15 protein-coding genes and 1 riboswitch are annotated in these 17,220 nt (G+C 63.9%); of the genes, 6 read left to right on the top strand and 9 right to left on the bottom strand.

Annotated features, from left to right (window positions below; genetic code table 11):
* Positions 1-13: 13 nt before the first annotated feature.
* The 3 genes from ACNAOU_RS05135 (at position 14) to ACNAOU_RS05145 (ending at position 3,324) form a co-directional block, all read left to right on the top strand.
* Positions 14-1,201, top strand: a complete 1,188-nt coding sequence (locus ACNAOU_RS05135) for a Gfo/Idh/MocA family protein (protein WP_422758172.1) — start codon at positions 14-16, stop codon at positions 1,199-1,201.
* Entirely contained in the window at positions 1,198-2,217 is a 1,020-nt protein-coding gene (locus ACNAOU_RS05140; RefSeq protein ID WP_422758173.1) for a sugar phosphate isomerase/epimerase family protein, read from the top strand. The genes ACNAOU_RS05135 and ACNAOU_RS05140 overlap by 4 nt, the downstream gene beginning before the upstream one ends.
* An 81-nt stretch (positions 2,218-2,298) precedes the next feature.
* Positions 2,299-3,324 (top strand): Gfo/Idh/MocA family oxidoreductase, encoded by a 1,026-nt coding sequence (locus tag ACNAOU_RS05145; RefSeq protein ID WP_422758174.1) that lies wholly within the window; start codon positions 2,299-2,301, stop codon positions 3,322-3,324.
* Here ACNAOU_RS05145 and ACNAOU_RS05150 read toward each other — a convergent pair.
* The 3 genes from ACNAOU_RS05150 to ACNAOU_RS05160 all read right to left on the bottom strand — a co-directional run bounded on the left by ACNAOU_RS05150 (position 3,308) and on the right by ACNAOU_RS05160 (position 8,038).
* Entirely contained in the window at positions 3,308-4,021 is a 714-nt protein-coding gene (locus tag ACNAOU_RS05150; RefSeq protein ID WP_422758175.1) for a DUF222 domain-containing protein, read from the bottom strand. The two genes, ACNAOU_RS05145 and ACNAOU_RS05150, sit on opposite strands and share 17 nt — an antisense overlap.
* A 496-nt stretch (positions 4,022-4,517) precedes the next feature.
* Complete coding sequence (locus ACNAOU_RS05155) at positions 4,518-5,180, bottom strand: hypothetical protein (protein WP_422758176.1); 663 nt, start codon at positions 5,178-5,180, stop codon at positions 4,518-4,520.
* Positions 5,181-5,305: 125 nt separating this feature from the next.
* The gene (locus ACNAOU_RS05160; RefSeq protein ID WP_422758177.1) at positions 5,306-8,038 is read right to left on the bottom strand and encodes a chitobiase/beta-hexosaminidase C-terminal domain-containing protein; all 2,733 of its coding nucleotides are present in this window, start codon (positions 8,036-8,038) and stop codon (positions 5,306-5,308) included.
* Between the two features lie 402 nt (positions 8,039-8,440).
* Here ACNAOU_RS05160 and ACNAOU_RS05165 point away from each other — a divergent pair, with 402 nt between their 5' ends.
* A complete protein-coding gene (locus ACNAOU_RS05165; RefSeq protein WP_422758178.1) occupies positions 8,441-9,574 on the top strand; it encodes an LOG family protein in 1,134 nt (377 codons plus the stop codon).
* Between the two features lie 13 nt (positions 9,575-9,587).
* Here the strand turns inward: ACNAOU_RS05165 and ACNAOU_RS05170 are convergent, their stop codons facing one another.
* The 3 genes from ACNAOU_RS05170 to ACNAOU_RS05180 all read right to left on the bottom strand — a co-directional run bounded on the left by ACNAOU_RS05170 (position 9,588) and on the right by ACNAOU_RS05180 (position 12,784).
* Positions 9,588-10,520 (bottom strand): peptidase M10, encoded by a 933-nt coding sequence (locus ACNAOU_RS05170; RefSeq protein WP_039240090.1) that lies wholly within the window; start codon positions 10,518-10,520, stop codon positions 9,588-9,590.
* Between the two features lie 120 nt (positions 10,521-10,640).
* Positions 10,641-11,534, bottom strand: coding sequence for a matrixin family metalloprotease (locus ACNAOU_RS05175; protein ID WP_181423357.1), 894 nt, complete (start codon positions 11,532-11,534; stop codon positions 10,641-10,643).
* 86 nt (positions 11,535-11,620) lie between these two features.
* Complete coding sequence (locus ACNAOU_RS05180) at positions 11,621-12,784, bottom strand: VIT1/CCC1 transporter family protein (RefSeq protein ID WP_035733445.1); 1,164 nt, start codon at positions 12,782-12,784, stop codon at positions 11,621-11,623.
* Positions 12,785-13,022: 238 nt separating this feature from the next.
* Here ACNAOU_RS05180 and ACNAOU_RS05185 point away from each other — a divergent pair, with 238 nt between their 5' ends.
* Positions 13,023-13,214 carry a hypothetical protein gene (locus ACNAOU_RS05185; protein WP_018777074.1) on the top strand — a complete coding sequence of 64 codons (192 nt, stop codon included), beginning with the start codon at positions 13,023-13,025 and terminating at the stop codon, positions 13,212-13,214.
* Here the strand turns inward: ACNAOU_RS05185 and ACNAOU_RS05190 are convergent.
* Both ACNAOU_RS05190 and ACNAOU_RS05195 read right to left on the bottom strand, forming a co-directional pair.
* Positions 13,211-13,510: a hypothetical protein gene (locus ACNAOU_RS05190; protein ID WP_422758179.1), complete on the bottom strand. Its 300-nt coding sequence runs from the start codon at positions 13,508-13,510 to the stop codon at positions 13,211-13,213. The two genes, ACNAOU_RS05185 and ACNAOU_RS05190, sit on opposite strands and share 4 nt — an antisense overlap.
* Positions 13,511-13,526: 16 nt before the next feature.
* Positions 13,527-13,646: riboswitch (SAM riboswitch) on the bottom strand.
* A 110-nt stretch (positions 13,647-13,756) separates the two neighbouring features.
* The gene (locus tag ACNAOU_RS05195) at positions 13,757-15,292 is read right to left on the bottom strand and encodes a sodium:solute symporter (RefSeq protein WP_018777076.1); all 1,536 of its coding nucleotides are present in this window, start codon (positions 15,290-15,292) and stop codon (positions 13,757-13,759) included.
* Between the two features lie 280 nt (positions 15,293-15,572).
* On the opposite strand from ACNAOU_RS05195, the gene ACNAOU_RS05200 reads away from it, so the two are divergent.
* Positions 15,573-16,148 (top strand): helix-turn-helix domain-containing protein, encoded by a 576-nt coding sequence (locus ACNAOU_RS05200; RefSeq protein ID WP_422758180.1) that lies wholly within the window; start codon positions 15,573-15,575, stop codon positions 16,146-16,148.
* Positions 16,149-16,181: 33 nt separating this feature from the next.
* Here ACNAOU_RS05200 and ACNAOU_RS05205 read toward each other — a convergent pair whose 3' ends face one another.
* A complete protein-coding gene (locus tag ACNAOU_RS05205; protein WP_035733454.1) occupies positions 16,182-17,087 on the bottom strand; it encodes a type IV toxin-antitoxin system AbiEi family antitoxin domain-containing protein in 906 nt (301 codons plus the stop codon).
* Positions 17,088-17,220: the final 133 nt, after the last annotated feature.

Here is a 17,220-nt window from a genome sequence, read left to right on the forward strand (position 1 = left end):
CGAAGGAGAAATCATGGCTGAAAGCCTCGGCGTCGCCGTCATCGGTGCGGGCATGGCCGGCAAGGCCCACGCTGCCGCTTACCGGACCGCATCTTCCCTCTACAGCCCGGTGCTGCCACCGGTCCGCCTCGTCTCGATCGGCGACGTCAATGCTGAATTCGGCTCACTGGCAGCACGCCGTTTCGGGTACGAGCGCAACGACACCTCCTGGCAGGCCATCGCCGAAGCTGACGACATCGATGTGGTCAGCGTGGTCATCGCCAACTCCCTGCACCGTGAAGTGGTCGAAGGGTTGTTGGCCGCCGGCAAGCATGTCCTATGCGAAAAGCCGCTCAGCGATACCTTGGACGACGCACGGGCCATGGCCGACGCCGCCCGGGCAGCGGAAGCCCGCGGAACCCTTGCCCGCATCGGTTTCACATTCCGCCGCACCCCTGGCATTGCCTACATTCGCGACCTGATCCGCAATGGAACGCTTGGCAATGTGCTCCACTTCAGTGGCCGATACTGGACGGATTACGGCTTCAGCCCCGCCGCGCCCATGAGCTGGCGCTACAAGGGCGGGCCCGGATCAGGTGCGCTGGCCGACGTCGGAAGCCACCTGACATACGTCTCCGAATTCCTCTGTGGCGACATCAAATCCATCAGCGGCGGACGACTGACGACGGCGATCGACAAGCGTCCCCTGCCGCTCAGCGCCGTGATGGGCCATGACCATGTTGCCGTCAGTGACGTATTTGAAGCCGTGGAGAATGACGACTACGCCGCTTTCAACGCTGAGTTCACCAACGGTGCCGGCAGCTTCGAAGTCTCACGTGTGGCGGCAGGCCACGCCAACAGCCTGCAATTTGAAGTCTTTTGCGAGAATGGCGCAGCCAAGTTCGACCAGCGCAGGCCTTCAGAGATTCAGTTGTTCCTGAACGATGGATCCGGGAATGAGAACGGCTACCGCCAAGTCATCCTTGGCCCGGGCCACCCCTACATCGCCGGAGGCCTTGCCATGGATGCGCCCGAGGTTGGTTTCGGCCAGAACGACGCGTTCGGCTACCAGGCGCGGGCTTTCCTGGAAGAGGTTGCCGGCCTCAGCGCGGAGTCCTCCCTGCCCCGCTGTGCAACGTTCGATGAAGGTGTCCGCAATATGGAGCTCCTTGGCGCCGTCACCGACTCCGCTCTCAACAACGGAAAGAAGATCACGCTATGAAGCTCGGCGTCTACAACGCGATCCTTCACGACCGCCCCCTGCCCGAAGCGCTGAAAGTCATTGCCGACCTTGGGCTCACGGGGATCGAGATCAACACGGGCGGCTTCCTGCCGGCTGTGCACGTGCCTACCTTTGACCAGATTCTGGAAAGCGACGCAGCCCGTGATGACTACCTCGCGGTCTTCGAGGGCACTGGCGTGTCCATTGCAGGCTTGAACTGCAACGGCAACCCCCTGCACCCCAAACGCGAGATCGGTGAAAAGCACGCGGAGGACATTCGGCGCTCGATCCGTTTGGCGAGCCGCCTGGGCCAGAACCGGGTGGTCACCATGTCCGGCCTTCCCGGTGGTGAGCCTGGCGCGAGTACCGTCAATTGGGTGGTTAACGCCTGGAACTCGGCAGCACTGGATGTGCTGGATTACCAATGGGGCGTGGCTGCGGATTTCTGGAAGGAAACCGATCGCCTCGCTGCCGATCACGGTGTCAAGGTGGCTTTGGAGCTGCATCCGCAGAACATCGTGTTCAACACCGCCGACGTCTACAAGCTGATCGAGCTCACCGGCGCCACCCATGTGGGCGTGGAGCTCGACGCTTCCCACCTGTTCTGGCAGCAGATGGATCCGGTGGCCGTGGTCCGGGAGCTTGGCCCGTTGGTGTTCCAGGCGGCAGCTAAGGACGTGCGCGTCAACCCGGAAAATGCCGCGCTCTACGGTGTGCTGGACAACAGCTTCCGCAGACTCGCAGCCGACGAGAATCGCACCAACCTTGGCGGCGATGAGTGGGCCAATGAGTGGCCCAAGAACTCGGCGTGGGACTTCGTTGCCCTGGGTCGTGGGCACGACACCGCCTTTTGGACCGAATTCCTCCGGGCGCTGCATGACGTGGACCCGGACATGCTGGTGAACATCGAGCATGAAGACGTGTCCCTGGGGCGCATCGAAGGGCTCGAGGTGGCGGCGAAGGTCCTGTTGGATGCGGATGCTGCACTGGAGGAGTCATTGAATCAGAAAGTTTGACAGGACAAACTAACAAGGTCTAGTCTCGCTTCAGGATTCTCGCCCCGAGACCGCTTTCTGCTGCAGTGACGGAGACAGAACATGACGAACGAAGTGACCCTCGGACTGGTAGGCGTTGGCCGGATCGGTGTGATGCATGCGAATAACATCAGCGCGCTGAACGGCACCATGGCGCAGGACGGTGTGAAGGTACGACTGAAGCTGACAGACGTCGCGGAGGAGCATGCGCGCGCGGTGGCCGGCTCTGTCGGCGCCGACTTCCTGGGCTCTGTGGAGGAATTGATTGCCTCCGCGGTGGACGGTCTGGTCATAGCCACAGGCACGGCAACCCACCCGGAGCTCATCCGTGCCGGTGTCGATGCCGGGATCCCTGTCTTCTGCGAAAAGCCTGTGGGCGTGAACGTTCCGGAATCCCTCCTGGTCCTGGACTATATCCGGGAGAAGGACGGCGTGGTGCAGATCGGGCACCAGCGTCGTTTCGATGCGGGTTACCTCGAGGCAAAACGGGCCTACGAAGCCGGAGAGCTTGGCTGGATCCATTCGCTTCGGGCAGTCACCTGCGACATGACCCCGCCGCCGGTCCAGTTCCTCGCCACCTCGGGTGGCTTGTTCCGGGACTGCTCCGTCCACGACTTCGACATCCTCCGCTGGCTCACCGGCAAGGAAATCGTGGAGGTCTATGCCAAGGGCTCCAACAACGGCGATCCGGCAATTGGTGAGGTTGGCGACGTCGACACTGCTTTGGCGGTGGTGACGTTCGACGACGGCACGGTAGGCACGGTTTCGGCCAGCCGTTACAACGGGGCCGGCCATGATGTCCGGCTGGAACTCCAAGGCTCCAATGGCTCCGTCCTGGTTGGGATGGACGAGCACATGGCCATGCGGTCCGCCGAACCCGGCGTCGCGTTTCCCACGGGCGCCCCTCATCTGACTTTTGCGGAGCGGTTTGATCAGGCGTATCGCTCGGAGATGGCTGCGTTTGTTGAACTGGTGCGCGGGCAGCGGAAGAATCCCTGCACGCCGGAGGACGCTGTGGCTGCTTCCAAGGTGGCGGATGCAGCACAGGAGTCCCTGGAGACGGGTGCGCCGGTCAGGGTTTCTGCCTAGCTGAGACGTGTCTGCTTCGCCCGGTGTCATGTTCTGGGTGGTGTGTGGTGGTGGTTGCGTCGGGGTGTTTGGTGGGGGTCGATGTGGGGTGGGGGATGAACCAGGGGACGCCGTTTTGGATGGTGATGCGCCAGTGTTCTTTGTGGATGAGGTGGTGGTGGTGGGTGCAGAGCAGGGTGGCGTTGTTTGTTCCTGTGGTGCCGCCTTGTGACCAGTAGGTGATGTGGTGGGCTTCGCACCAGGGTGCGGGGAGGGTGCAGTCGGGGAACGCGCAGCCTTGGTCGCGGGCGGTGATGGCTTTGCGGATGTGGGGTGGGAAGATCCGGGTGGTGCGGCCGATGTCGAGTATTTGGGAGTCGGTGCCGAGCAGGACGGACAGGATGTCGGCGTCGCAGGCGATTTTGCGGATGGTGTTGGGGTGGATCGGGCCGGTGAAGGTCGCGGTGCCGGTACTGACAGTGTTCCGGAGGCGCGGCTGCTTCGGGGTGTTGGTTTCTTCTGTGGCGCTCGTGGTGGTGTGGGTGAGTTGTTGGAAGAGGTCGTGGTGGTCGATGGTGACGGTGAGTTGGGGTCGGAGTCCGCCGTTGCTGGGCAGTTTCCCGGTGGTCATGGCTACGGCGCAGGCTCCGACGAGGCCGTCGAGGAGTTTCTGGGCGCGGAGCGCCGGTCCAGCCAGGGCCCGCACCGTTCGGAACACCCGCATCCGGTGCCGACGCGGTCGCCGTGCCGTGGTCAGCGCCTAGGGCCGTGCCCTGAACCGTGCCTTGGACAGTGCCTTGGTCAGGGCCGGTGGTGTTGGTGAGTCGTGGGTTGGTGGCGGCGTTCATGGCGGTGGTGAGGGTTTCGTATTGTTCGGTGGTGGCGAAGATTTCCAGGTGGTGGAGTCCGTGGCGGCGTTGGCGGCGGAGGAACGCGCGCGCCTTGGACGTGGCGGAGGGCTTCTTCGGTGGGTTCGGGGCCGTTGTGGTCGATGTGGTCGATCCAGCGGTTGGCCATTGTGGTGACGAAGTCGGGGTCGGATTGTGTGGCGGTGGTGGTGAGGGCGTGTTCCATGCCGGTGAGGGTGTCCGGGTCGGTGAAGTGTTGGGCTTTGTCCAGGGCGGTGCTGATGATCGTCGCGGACCGGGACGGGACCTGTCCGGTGTGGAGGGCGTCGGCGAGTCTTTGACGACGGGCCGGGATTTCCTGGCCGGTTATTCCGGCCCCGGCAGGACATCGGTGGCGAGGGCGAGCCGGCGCCGTGCTTCGCCGATCCCGATCCGCAACCGGGCCCGGAGGAACTCCGCCGCGTTCCGGTACCCATCATCCAAAACACTGCCACCACCAGCACCATCAGCACCATCAGCAGCAGCAGCCAGGACGGAGTCACCGCCACCGCCACCTTCTGACTCACCGGCTGGTTCTGTCCACCCCGTCCGCCATTCCTGCGCGCCGGACGCCGGGGACTGTCCAGGCTGCTGTGCCGGCGCCGCACGCTGCGCCTCCGTCCGGGTCCGCTCCACAGTCTGCGCCGCAACGACCTGGAGGTACTCAAGGGCCCGGGAAATCTCTTCGACCGATCCTGCGAAATCTGCGGCTTCCGTGAAGTCAAACAGCCGTGTCTCCTCGGCCGCGAGTGAACGCACAGCTGCCACTGCTGCAGCACCCAATGCCAGCGATTCGGCGAGTCCTGCAGCTCCGGCGCGGCCCTCAAATGACATACCGGCGGTTGGCCGCGCGCCAGGGTCGCTGCCGGTGAGCGCGGCGGCGAGTGACGCCGTCGAACCTGTTTTCTCGCTGTGGCGGACGCGTCGGGGCAGGACTTTGGCGCCGGGCGAACCTGCCCGCCGCGCCAAAACATCCCCAATGCTTCCCATGCATTAACCCTGCCAGGAGGGTCTGACATTTTTGGCAGCCCACCCCGGACAGGCTCCGGACATGGCTGACGCGGGCCGAAGAGTCTGGGGGAAAACTCCGACCCGCGCCAGGTCCATGGGGTTGGCTAGCCGATGATCTTCATGGCCTGCCAACCGGTGCCGAGGCTAGTGGGCGGGACGTTGCTGAGAGTCCCGTTGCCGCTGCCTGGGTAGAGCCACAGGGTGTCTCCGATGCGGCCGATGACGTCGTTCTTGTTATCGCCGTCGAGGTCCCGGGGGCCTGCGATCGATGTTCGGTTGTCCCAACCCGTGGAGATTTGCTTCCATGCGAGCCATCCGCGGGTTCCATCGCCGGGGTAGAGCCAGAGGGCGCCAGTATCCGAACGCCTGGCCAGCACGTCTCCCGTACCATCTCCATTAAAGTCCCCGGTGCTCAGAATTGCATTCATAACATTCCAGCCGGTTCCAATCGTGATTGGCGTCCGGAGCCCGCCGCTGCCGTTGCCTTCGTAAAGGCGCAGATCGCCGGTGCTCCGCCTGGCGATCAGGTCAGGGATTCCGTCGCCACTGAAGTCGCCCGGGGAGAACAACTGGCTCATGGTGCTCCATCCGGTGCTCACCTGGACCCTGGCGCCGAAGCTGCCGGCGCCGTCGCCCGGGTAGAACCACAGGACGTCACCTGCACGGGCCAGCAGGTCCGGTTTGCCGTCCCGGTTGAAGTCGCCGGGGGTTATGGTGTCGGTGATCGTGGACCATGCAGGTGCCGCCAAGGCCGTTTGCCGCGGCCCCAGACCGCCTCCGCCATTGCCCGGGTAGAGGTACAGGTTGCCGGCAGTATCGGAGGACAAGACGTCGGCCTTGCCGTCGCCGTTGAAGTCATGGGACGACGGCGGCCCGGCTGCGGGAACGCTGTACGTCTGGGTTCCAATGGGTGAGGTGTTCCCTGCAGCGTCCACACCGACGTACTTCAGGGTCAGCTGTGATGTCCCCATGACAAGCGGAGCCGAATACTTGAAGTTGGTGGCAGACTCCGTAGCCGTGGGGCTGCTGCCGTCTGTGGTGTAGTAGATGCTTGCGCCTGGTTCATCGGCGGAAAGCGTGATGGTTGCCCCGCTGGCCAGCGCACGGCTGGTTGGGTTTGCCGTCACCACAGGCGCCCGCGTGTCAGGCGGAACGTTGTAGGTCTGCGTGACGACATCGGACACGTTTCCGGCAGGATCCATGGCGAAGAATTTCAGGGTCATCGGATCCGGGCCCGCGAAGACAATCGGCGTGGAGTAGACCAAGCCTGCAGTGAGGGGATCGCTGCTGTCCTTGGTGTACTTGATCACGGAGTTTGCCTCGTTGGACGTAAGCGTGATGCTGGTGCCCGGGGCGTAGGCGCCGCCCAGCGGGTTGGCCGTCACCACAGGCTTGGTCACGTCCGGGCCGGTGGAGTAGCTCTGAGTCACGACGGCCGACGGATTGTTCGCAGCGTCCACGGCGAAGTACTTCAGCGTCAGTGGACCATTCACGGTGATCGGCGTGGCATATTTGGCACTCGCGGTGGTGGGGGTCGTCCCGTCCAGCGTGTAGAAGATCGTCGCAGGTTCGTTCGCGGACAGGGTGACCTTTTGCCCGATGTCATAGGTGCCGCCGGGCGGTGTCGCCGTCACTTCGGGTGCAACGACGTCGGCCGTGATGTGGGCCTCGAACTCGGACAAGCCGACGTTCGTGGTGGAGCCGCTCACGGAGGTGATGTTGAAGCGGACCGAACTGACTGTCCGTGCCGGGAAATTCACTGTGAGTCCCGAACCGTTGTTAGGCAGGGCGCCCACTGGCACGGTGCTGCCATCCGGGAAGGCCAGGTTGCCGCCGGTTACCTGGTCGCTGAGGATCGGCCGGTCAAAAAGCGTCACGGCGTTGATGGTCCGGGCAGGGGAGAAGTTGTACTGGATCCAGCTGCCTGCCTTGCCGCCGTTGGTGACCCATTCGCGGTTGGCGTCCATGGGCGTACCCCATGCGTACCCGTCGCGGGCCTTCTCGGGGCTCTGCCCCGAGGCCTTCTGCGAAGAAGCGCTCACTGTTGTGCCTGCTGATTTGGCAGCATTGCCCGTCCACTCGATGGCCGTGATGTACTGCCGTTTGAGCCAGTCGCTGTAAGGCGGCGCCGGGCAGGGAGTGTCGCAGAGGTATTTATCGAAATCGGCGAAGCGCACAAAGGTGTTGACTTTGTTGGTCAGGTCCGCGCCCGTCACATTCTGGGCGTATTCATCGATTACATAGGCGTCGTATGCAGATGCCGTATGGGGTCCCGTGTAGGCCCTGCTGGCCAGCTGGGCAAACTTTGCCGTGGCCCAGTGATCGCTGTGGTCGTAGGGGTCCTGGTAATTTCCCGTCCAATCCTGGGTCCGGAAGGTGGTGGGTTGGTAATTGGCCACCAGCTGGTTCAACGTCGTCTGGAATTGCGCCTTGGTAAACGCTGCGGCCCCATCAACCGGACGGATGGAGCTGAGCCGGCCGTCCCACAGTTTCAGGATGCTCTGGCCGTTGTAGCGGCTGCTGCCCCTCCCATCCGGGAAGCCATCCGGAAGCCGCATGAAAACGACGGAAACGTTGGGTGCCGCATTCAAGGTCTGAAGGGTGAGGGGTCGGCCCGGAACGCCCGCGTCGGAGGTGGTCCAGGCATCGGCTACACCCGCCATTTTCGCGTAGCTTGCCCTGATTCCCGCTTCCAGGCTGTTCCAGTACGCAGCCCCTTCACCGGCTTCACCCGCCGTTGCGTACACGGTCTGCACGCAGCGCTTGGACTGGATGTCACGCATGAAATCCGGACTGATGAAAATCAGGTCATCATCGGTGTGGGCCACTATCTGCATGGCGCCGCCTGTGCCCGGGCACGGCGGGACCGCAGCAGCGGCAGGCGCCGCCATACCAACGGTCAGGGCAGAAAAGGCAACAGAGGAACCCAGCAGGAAAACAAGGATTTTCCGGAAAAGGGAACGGGTGCTGAACAGGGTGGAATGAGTATGACGCCGAGCGTATTTTGGACGGTCCACAACCATGCTCCTCGAGCAGATGTTGGGCCCCCCAGCCGGCAAGCTTACGACGCCTCCGCGACGTCATTTCCTGAATTCAGTTGGGTACTGCAAATACTTTTCATGGATCGAAAGTGGAGCAGTGATCGATACTGTACTCCTCGCGGAAATTCATGGCTAGGGTCCAGACCGGTATGGGCGAAATCCCAGTGGCGCGGGCAAGCCCGCTACTAGGCTGAAACCATGAACCGCACGGCAGCGCTAAACCCAAGTCCTCGAACACTCGACGTCGAAAGCGTGGTTCATTTCGATCGGCTGGTCGGTGCCGGAGCCCGGTCAATGCACGGTTGGCACGCGCAGTCGTTGGACCTTCGCGGCTACTCGCGCCAGCTCAAAGCGATGGATCCGCAAGGTGCCATCTTCCTCGGCTGCACCTTCGACACCGGCGTGGAAGAAAGTCTGCGAAGCCGTGGCGCACTGATCTTTCCGAAGCTGCTGGGTGTTCCCTTTGACCCGTACCGCGGCACTCTCTACACCCCGGCGGAGCTCTACCGGGACATCCCGGCTACTGAGTACGAGTCCACCCTCGACGCGCAGGTCTACCAATGGAGCATCCTGCCCGGCCAGCGTCAGAGCCTCGATGCCACGCTCGCCGCAGCGCTGCACGATCACGCCATAGGCGACGCCCTGGACGAGGCATTGGATCAGGGCCCCTTCGCAGGAAGCAGGATTGTGGGAGTCATGGGTGGCCATGCCGCCCAGCGAGGATCCAGGGAATTCGCCGACGCCGCCCGGCTGGGCAGCCTGCTCGCCCAAGCCGGCTTCGCCGTCGCCACGGGCGGGGGTCCCGGTGCCATGGAAGCGGCCAATATGGGCGCCTTCTTCAGCGGAAGGCCCGACGCCGAACTGCAGGCGGCCCTTGCGACCCTCGCCGATGTACCGGGGTTCAGGCCCTCGGTGACGGCTTGGGCGCGTCAGGCGGCGGCCGTCGTCGAACATTACCCGGAAGGCACCCCGACTCTCGGCATCCCTACCTGGTTCTACGGGCACGAGCCGCCCAATCTGTTCGCCACCCACATCGCCAAATACTTCGCCAACGCCATCCGGGAAGCCATCCTGTTGGAAGTCTGCAACGGCGGGATCGTGTTCCTGCCGGGAGCTGCAGGCACGGTGCAGGAGATTTTCCAGGACGCCTGTGAGAACTACTACGGCGCGCCCGAAACCATTACACCCATGGTCCTGGTGGGCCGCGAACACTGGGAACGGACCTTCCCGGCGTGGCCTATGCTGCAGAGCCTGGCCGCCGGGAAGCCCATGGCGGAGCGTATCTTTTTGGTGGACACGGTGGAGGATGCGCTCGCGGTGTTGGCCCGCTAAGACACAGCCCGGATCAGAAGTCTTTGCTGCAAGGACCTGAACCCAATTCCGCGAGCCCCGTCAGGTCGCCTGCGGCATATTCCCGTACCCACGATGCCTGCCCGAACATGAGTTGCCGGGGATCGTCCACGTGGTCCAGGCCCACCAGGTGTCCGAGCTCGTGCATGATGACCGCCACGCCGATGTCCTCCCCGTCCGGGGTGTCCACGATCCCGGCAAACTGTGGTGCATCCAGTGAGACTGTCCCGGTCACGTATGCCTTGTAGCCGTTGCTCAGGCCAATGGAGGAGCTTCCGCCCAGACCCACCGTCTGCCCGGTCAGGCGCGGTACCTGCTCCGGGGTGCTCCAGGCGATCAGCACCGGCGCCCAACGGTCCCCGTATCTGGCCGGCTGATACCCGGAACGGTTGGGGGAGGGAACCTCGGAACTCGGCCCGTCGTAAATGAATCTCAACCCCGTAGCTCTCCCGGTTTCATGGACAGCCTTCTCTACAAGAACCTGCCAGGAAGCCGGTGCGAGGTCCGAATTCACCACGTAGTGGATGGGCCTGCAGGGCGAGTACGCCAAGGGCGTGCCGTCTTCTTTGACTGCCAGGAACTTGTACGAGCTGCTGGCTTGGACCAGCGGGGGCGGCGTGCCGAGGGGCGCGTCGGCTTCTTCACGTCCGGGCAGGGGATCGTCCCGTTGTCCGAAGGGTGCCAGCCCGGGACGTGGCGGCTGGCTCTGGCTTTCCGATGATCCGTAGAGGAATTGCTGCAGCTCTCCGCCGAAATAGGCTCCGGCGCACACGAGTCCCAGAATGCCCAGCAGGAACAGGATGGCGGCGACGCTGCTGTGCTTGATCGGCGGGCGGGGCTCAGGCGGCTCGTGCGGACCCGAAGGCGGAAGGTAATGGGGCCGGGGAGGATCCGGGTCCGGCCACTTGGACGACCCATAAGGTTCCATGGAACCCCCTGACGTGGAGGCCGCGGACGGGCGGTGGGGCGCCGCCGTCGGCCGTATTCGCCAGCATAAGTCCAGCGTCCCCGTGAGTCCATGGCCTTTGTACCCAACGCCTGAACGCTGCTAGATGTCCTTGCGGCAGGGGGCTGATGCCAGGAGATGGAGGCCGTTCAGGTCACCGGCGGCCAGACCGTCCGGTGCCCCGATTTCCGGGTACATGAGCTGGATCGGATCGTTCACATGGTCCAGTCCCATCACGTGTCCCAGCTCGTGCTGCATGACGGCAAGGACGTAGTCCGCGCCGCCGGGATCGGCCAGAAGTTCCGCGATCTGGGGTGTGTCCAGCTCGAGGCTTCCGGTGATGTAGCTTTTGGGGCCCTTGTCCAGCGAATACATGGTGCTGCCGCCCGTGCCGATGACCTTCCCTTCAAGGGCCGGCGCCACTTCTGGTGTGGTCCACGAGATCAGCAGGGGAGCCCACCGGTCGCCGTAGCGATTGGGTTGGTAGGGCTCGCGCCGGTCCGCGGGTTGTTCGTCGGTTGTTCCGTCGTTGACGAACTGGATGCCCGAGGCTGCAGAGATATTGGCAATGGCCGTCGCCAGGAGGGGGTCGGTTCCTTCGGGAGCGGAGGCGTTGTTCACCACGTAGTGCAGCGGCCGGCAAGGGGAATAGCCCACCGGGGTGCCGTCGTCGTTCATGGCCAGGAACTTGTACGAATCATTGGTGGTGCCCGGTGCCGTCGGCGAGGCCAGCGGGGCGTCCGCTTCCTCAAGTCCCGGCGGTGGTGCGTCCGGAATGCGGGCCGAGGTGGGCTGTATCTTCCCGGTTTGCGGGCCGCCCGGGACGCTGACGCCCGGGAACAGTGCCGTGATGCGGGGGTCGCCATTCAGGAACCAGGACACCAGCACAGCGACCGTTGCCGCAATGAATGCCATCAGCAGGCCGAGCAGAACGCGCTGGGTTGTTCCCGATCGCCGGTGCTTCGGCACGTGCGTAGCTTCCCGCTCCCAGTCCACGGTTCTCCATTCCTCAGGCCCTTGGTCACGCGGGGCAGCGCGGAGGACGAACCAACATTACGGTCTGCCGGGGGAGCAGTCCAAACTCAGACGATCGCCGCGCCGAACAGCAAACCGAGACCGTAGGTGGCAGCAGCTGCTCCCAGCCCGATGGCCAGCTGCCGCAGGCCGCGGCTGAGCGGCGACGTACCGGACAGCAAACCCACGACGGCGCCTGTCGCCAGCAGCGCGATGCCCACCAGGACTCCGGCCACCAGGAGCGCGGCCATACCCGTCATCCCGAAAAGGAAGGGCAGGATCGGAACGATGGCTCCCGAGGCGAAGAAGCAGAAACTGGACAGCGCCGCGCCCCACGCCGAACCCACCGATTCATGCTCATCGGCCACCGGTTTCTCGGGCTGCAGGGAGAGGCTGGGATCGCAGTCGCAGCTGAACAATCCCATGCGCTCGGCTGCCCGGTGCTCGGCGGCTTCGCGGGTCATGCCGCGTGCCAGGTACACGAGGACCAGCTCGTTGTGGTCGATGTCCAGCGACGGGGCTGCGGTGAGGGTGGCCTGGGTGGGGAGGGTGGCGTTGAGCAGTTCGCGTTGCGAGCGGACGGAGACGTATTCGCCGGCACCCATGGACAATGCGCCGGCCAGGAGCCCTGCAACGCCGCTCATGAGGACCACGGAACTCGGTACACCCGTCGCGGCCATGCCCATGACCAGCGACAGGTTGCTCACCAAACCGTCGTTGGCGCCGAAAACTGCTGCGCGGAAGGTACCCGAGAGCCGGTTGCGTCCACGGGTCGCCAGGCCCCGGACTACTTCCTCGTGGATTTGTTCATCGGCCACCATCGCGGGGGTGGCGGCCGGCTCGGTTCCGTAGGGGGAGCGGCCCTCTGCACGTTGCGCCAGGGCCAGGACGAAGACCGAACCGAAGTTGCGGGCCAGGAACCCCAGGAACTGGCTGCGGGCGGAAGCTGCCTTGGGCATGCCTGCGTGCTCACCCAGGAGTTTGAGCCAGTGCGCTTCATGCCGCCCTTCGGCTTCGGCCAGAGCCAGCAGGATCTGCCGTTCCTCGCCGTCGCGGCGCTGGGCGAGTTCGCGGTAGACCGCAGCCTCGGCGCGTTCATCGGCAAGGTACTGCCGCCACCGCCTGATGTCCGACGCAGTGGGTGCTGCCGGGTCTGCGGTGTGGTGGAGAGCTGCGGGTTCGATGGCGGGGTCCGGAGCGGGGCTCGACGAACTGTGGGATTCCTGGTGCATCTGCACTTTATCTCCTGTGCTGGGTGGGGTAGTTGCGGCCCCATTGCACGCACCACACTACCGCTTATTTGCAGGGTTTTTTGGCTGGTATTCCTTAGCTGGAATGTTCGGTGCACCGTAATTTCCGGCTCTGCTTGACCCTCGCTTTGGCCGGTGCTCAGATGGAAGGACAGGGGCGGGGAGCCTCCCCGCACTCGGTTAGCGGGCTCTTACAGGCCCACGGGACGGAGGTTGCACCATGGACACCACCGAATCACACGCCAAGTACCCGGAACGCACCACCATCGAGTCGGACCCGGCCTACGACTACGCCGAAGACCAGGAAGTGGACGAGCCCTGGGTTGAGGAAGTGGACGCCCCCGAGGACGATGAACGGGTGGTGCCGATCGATGAGACCGAGGAATTCCGTGGGGAGGAAGAGGAAATCTAGTCCTCGTCCCGGCTGCCGAGGGCGAACAGGCGCGGCTGGCCATCCCGTTTTCCTGTCGCGGCCACAGTAACCGTCAGGGTCCGGGACGCCTCGCACCACGTTGAGGGCCGGACGGCCTGGGCCAGCGCTTTGGCGATCTGCTGCGGATGGGGATGCCGGAAGAACAGGGTTTCGTTCCTGGCCACTATGGTGACCGTGCCCAGGTAAAGGTCGACGGCGGGAATCACCGTGACGTTCCGGGCTTCGGTTTGGCCGGTGGTGTTGTGGGCGTGGCTGGCATCGCTCTGATACGGCAAGGTGCTGCTCCTGTGGAGAGTGCTCTTGCCCGCTCGGTTGTCTCAGGTCCGGGACGGGCCGCTTCCTCATCCGAACCACCCGTGAACATGGGGTTGGTGCATGGCCAGTCGGAGCTTGGCGCCACATCTCTTGAAGCTGGGACAACAGTACCGCACCTGAGGTTGTGAAGGCCCTATTGCCGGGGACAAAACGACGGCGGTGCTGCCCCCGTGAAGGGGGCGGCACCGCCGTCGGGTATTGCCTGGTTACTTGCTGCTGCCCACCGGGTGGACTTCCGGCGGCAGTTCCTCGGAGATGGCGCCGGCTACGCGCTTGTCCCAGGCCTCGCGGACGGCTGCGTCCGTGGGCGGAGTCAGCAGGGAGACCACGACGTAAACCACCAGGGAAGCACCGAGGCCCCAGTAGATGGGCTCGTTGGCGTAGACGCCGTCTTCGCTCGGGATGACACCAACCGCGTACATGATGAGCAGGGCCAGTGTCAGAACTGAGCCGACTGCCATGGACCATGCAGCCGCGATGCCCGTTCCGCGCTTCCAGACCAGGCCGCCGAGAATGGCGACCAGGAGTCCGCCCACCAGGATGTCGTAGGCGATGGTCAGGGCAACAACGACGTCCTGCGCTGCCATGGAAATCAGGACGGCAACGATGCCCAGGCCCAGGACCCAGTAGCGGTTAGCCTTGACGTCGTGCTCGGGGTTTTCCGTGTCGTCGGTGTTGATCGTCTTGCCGAACCAGCTGGCCACGAACGGGACAACGTCTGCGCGGGCCACCGTAGCGGCGGCGATCAGGGCGCCCGAAGCGGTGGACATCATCGCAGCCACAGCCGCGGCCATCACCAGTCCGCCGATGCCGACGGGCAGGATGTGGGTTGCCACCTCTGCGTAGACAACGTCCTTGCCGAGGTTGGCGACATCGATGTCCGGGAGGGCGACGCGGGCAGCCAGGCCGATCAGTGCGCCGGCGATGCCGTAGAGGATGCAGTAAACACCGGCGGTAGCTCCGCCCCAGCGTGCAACGGTGGCGGTCTTGGCGGTGAAGACGCGCTGCCAGATGTCCTGGCCGATCAGGAGGCCGAGGGTGTAGACCACGAAGTAAGTGATGATGGTCTGGACGCCGATGCCGTCGATCTGGAAGAAGCTGGCGTCAAGGCGCTCACGGATGCCGTCCATTCCGCCGGCTGCGTTCAGGACGAACGGCAGCATCAGGAAGAAAATGCCTACGGTCTTGATGAGGAACTGCACCTGGTCTGCCAAGGTGATGGACCACATGCCGCCGATGGTGGAGTAGACCAGCACGATGGCGCCGCCGACGGCGATTGCCAACCAGCGTTCCCAGTCGAAGAGCACCACGAAGATGGTGGCGTAGGCGCCGGTGGACGTGGCGCAGAGCATGAGGGTGTAGGCCAACATCACGATTCCGGATGTCTGGGTGGCTTTGCTGCCGTATCGCAGGCTCAGCATTTGGGAGACCGTGTAGATCTTCAACCGCTGGATGGTGCCGGCGAACAGGAGGCTAAGGAGCAGCACGCCGGAGCCGATGGCCACCACGAGCCACATGCCGGAGATGCCGAACTTGTAGCCGAGGCCCACGCCGCCCACGGTGGATGCGCCACCGAGGACCACGGCGGCCATGGTGCCTGTGTAGAGGAAGGGTCCCAGGCGGCGGCCGGCCACCAGGAAGTCGCTGTTGTTCTTTGTGCGGGACTTGCCCCACCAGCCGAAGGCCAGCATGGCGAGCAGGTACACCACCACGATTGCGATATTAATAGCCGAAGATTCCATGAACGGTCCTTGGAGCTGATGCACGGAGGTTGGGGTTTTCGACGATACTCCTGCGATGCGTCGAAGTCTCTGTGCGGATGATTGGAGATTTGGGTTTGGAGCTTGGGGATGTGTTGTGTGCCTCACAGACAACACTTGTTGCCTATGAGGATATGTTGTGATCGGAGTAACAGTCAAGATCCTTTGGACTTGGTTACGCCCGCAGTGGCCCTGTTGGCGTGCCTCCCGGCTACTATTGCTCCAATGACAGGGCCACATGACAGGCCTGAAAGGTTCGTGAATGAAGGCTCTACCCGTTGAACCGAGCAATGTTCCCGTTGCCATCGGTTCCAGAATCCGCGCAGCCCGGCAAGCGCAGCGCCTCACCATCGAGCAGGTTGCGGACGCCACCGGGTTGACCAAAGGCTTCCTGAGCCGCGTGGAGCGCGACCTGACATCGCCGTCGGTGGCTTCCTTGGTGACCCTCTGCCAGGTTCTGTCCGTCTCCGTCGGCGACTTGTTCGCCGCGCCGGAGACCCATCTGACGCGTCGCGACGACGGCCCCAGGATCTCGCTGGGCGGCCAAGGCATTGTGGAACGCCTGCTGACCGCACGTTCCGAGCGGCGCCTGCAGATACTCCAAGCCACTATCGAGCCCCGCGGGCGCGGCGAAAGCGAGCTTTACGCGGTGGACTGCGACGTGGACGTGCTGCATGTGGTCAAGGGCCGCATCAAGCTCATCCTGACCAACGAAGAATACGACCTCGAGGAAGGGGATACCCTCTCCTTCCCGGGCCGCGAACCGCACACGTGGATCAACCCGACGGACGAAACCGTGGAAGTGCTCTGGGTGCTGGTGCCCGCAGCAAGCCGGTAGTTTTCCCTGCCGGCGTTGTGCACTCCCTCCCAGTTACCTCCTGTATTGGAAGCCAGGGACCGGGCCGATCCCCGAAAGTCCGGGGCTCGGCTGGGCAAAGCCGTCCACCAACCGGGCGGGATCGTCACGACGCAGCTTGAGAACCGCCTGGATCTCCGCGATCACGCGCTCCGGCTCGAACCAGATGACTTCCGGTGGGTACCTCAGGACCAAATACCCGTTGATGGTGGAGGCGTTGTTGCGTGCCAAGTCGTTGCGGAGGGCCTTTCTATCGGAGTGAAACGCGAAGCCGTCCACTTCAATAATGAGGAACTCTTCCAGAAGGAGGTCGACGCGCCCGATGCCAGGTATTGCCACTTGGGCGTCGAATGCAATGCCGTGGGTGCGGAGCAGATGCTGTGCATCGACCTCCACAATGGACTCTGCACGCAGGTCGAGATCCTTGAGCGCGTTGAGGACGGGCCGCGACCTGTCTCCCTGCAACTGTTCCTTCAGCAGTTCCAACGGCACACCGTGCAGTCGAACCGCCGAGATTGCCATTGCCGTTGAAGCGGGCGGCGCCAGGCAAGCCATGGCATGTAGGACTACATCTTCCACCGCGGCGATTGGGAGGCTGGGATGAGGTTCGAATCTCATGGTCCTGTGCCTGACGAACCCGGTGCCGTGACCGTGATCGCATGCCAGATGGTGGAGATCAGGTGCTTTGCGTATCCACAATCCGTAGTGTTGAGCTGCGCTGGCGCAGGAGACGTAGGAGTTGTAGCGGAGGGCGGTTGCCAACTCGGGTCTGTGATCCGCAAGCATGAAGATGCCCCGCCGGGGTTGTTTCGCACCCTTGCTTGGAAGGCGCGCGATGTCCCGGCGCGAATAGCCTGCGGCCAGGAGTTGTCCGGTCCGAGCCACGCCGCCTACTTTTTCGAGGTACTGGAAGGCGTCCATCGGACCAGTCCACAGGCTTCCAACGTTCCACGAAATGACGCACTTGCCGTATGTGGGCAACTCCAGCCGACGCTCCATCCCGGTTTGAGCTCCTGGTGGCGGCGCTCCTCCCCGGTTGCCGCCGCCCTTCGTC

This window comes from Paenarthrobacter sp. C1 (assembly GCF_049315185.1).
Taxonomy (GTDB): Bacteria; Actinomycetota; Actinomycetes; order Actinomycetales; family Micrococcaceae; genus Arthrobacter; species Arthrobacter nicotinovorans.

Excerpts from the sequence above, each read along its gene's own strand:
- ACNAOU_RS05135 (WP_422758172.1), top strand. The coding sequence starts at position 14 with ATGGCTGAAAGCCTCGGCGTCGCCGTCATCGGTGCGGGCATGGCCGGC.
- ACNAOU_RS05140 (WP_422758173.1), top strand. The coding sequence starts at position 1,198 with ATGAAGCTCGGCGTCTACAACGCGATCCTTCACGACCGCCCCCTGCCC.
- ACNAOU_RS05145 (WP_422758174.1), top strand. The coding sequence starts at position 2,299 with ATGACGAACGAAGTGACCCTCGGACTGGTAGGCGTTGGCCGGATCGGT.
- ACNAOU_RS05155 (WP_422758176.1), bottom strand. The coding sequence starts at position 5,180 with ATGGGAAGCATTGGGGATGTTTTGGCGCGGCGGGCAGGTTCGCCCGGC.
- ACNAOU_RS05160 (WP_422758177.1), bottom strand. The coding sequence starts at position 8,038 with ATGCAGATAGTGGCCCACACCGATGATGACCTGATTTTCATCAGTCCG.
- ACNAOU_RS05165 (WP_422758178.1), top strand. The coding sequence starts at position 8,441 with ATGAACCGCACGGCAGCGCTAAACCCAAGTCCTCGAACACTCGACGTC.
- ACNAOU_RS05170 (WP_039240090.1), bottom strand. The coding sequence starts at position 10,520 with ATGGAACCTTATGGGTCGTCCAAGTGGCCGGACCCGGATCCTCCCCGG.
- ACNAOU_RS05180 (WP_035733445.1), bottom strand. The coding sequence starts at position 12,784 with ATGCACCAGGAATCCCACAGTTCGTCGAGCCCCGCTCCGGACCCCGCC.
- ACNAOU_RS05185 (WP_018777074.1), top strand. The coding sequence starts at position 13,023 with ATGGACACCACCGAATCACACGCCAAGTACCCGGAACGCACCACCATC.
- ACNAOU_RS05195 (WP_018777076.1), bottom strand. The coding sequence starts at position 15,292 with ATGGAATCTTCGGCTATTAATATCGCAATCGTGGTGGTGTACCTGCTC.
- ACNAOU_RS05200 (WP_422758180.1), top strand. The coding sequence starts at position 15,573 with ATGAAGGCTCTACCCGTTGAACCGAGCAATGTTCCCGTTGCCATCGGT.
- ACNAOU_RS05205 (WP_035733454.1), bottom strand. The coding sequence starts at position 17,087 with ATGGACGCCTTCCAGTACCTCGAAAAAGTAGGCGGCGTGGCTCGGACC.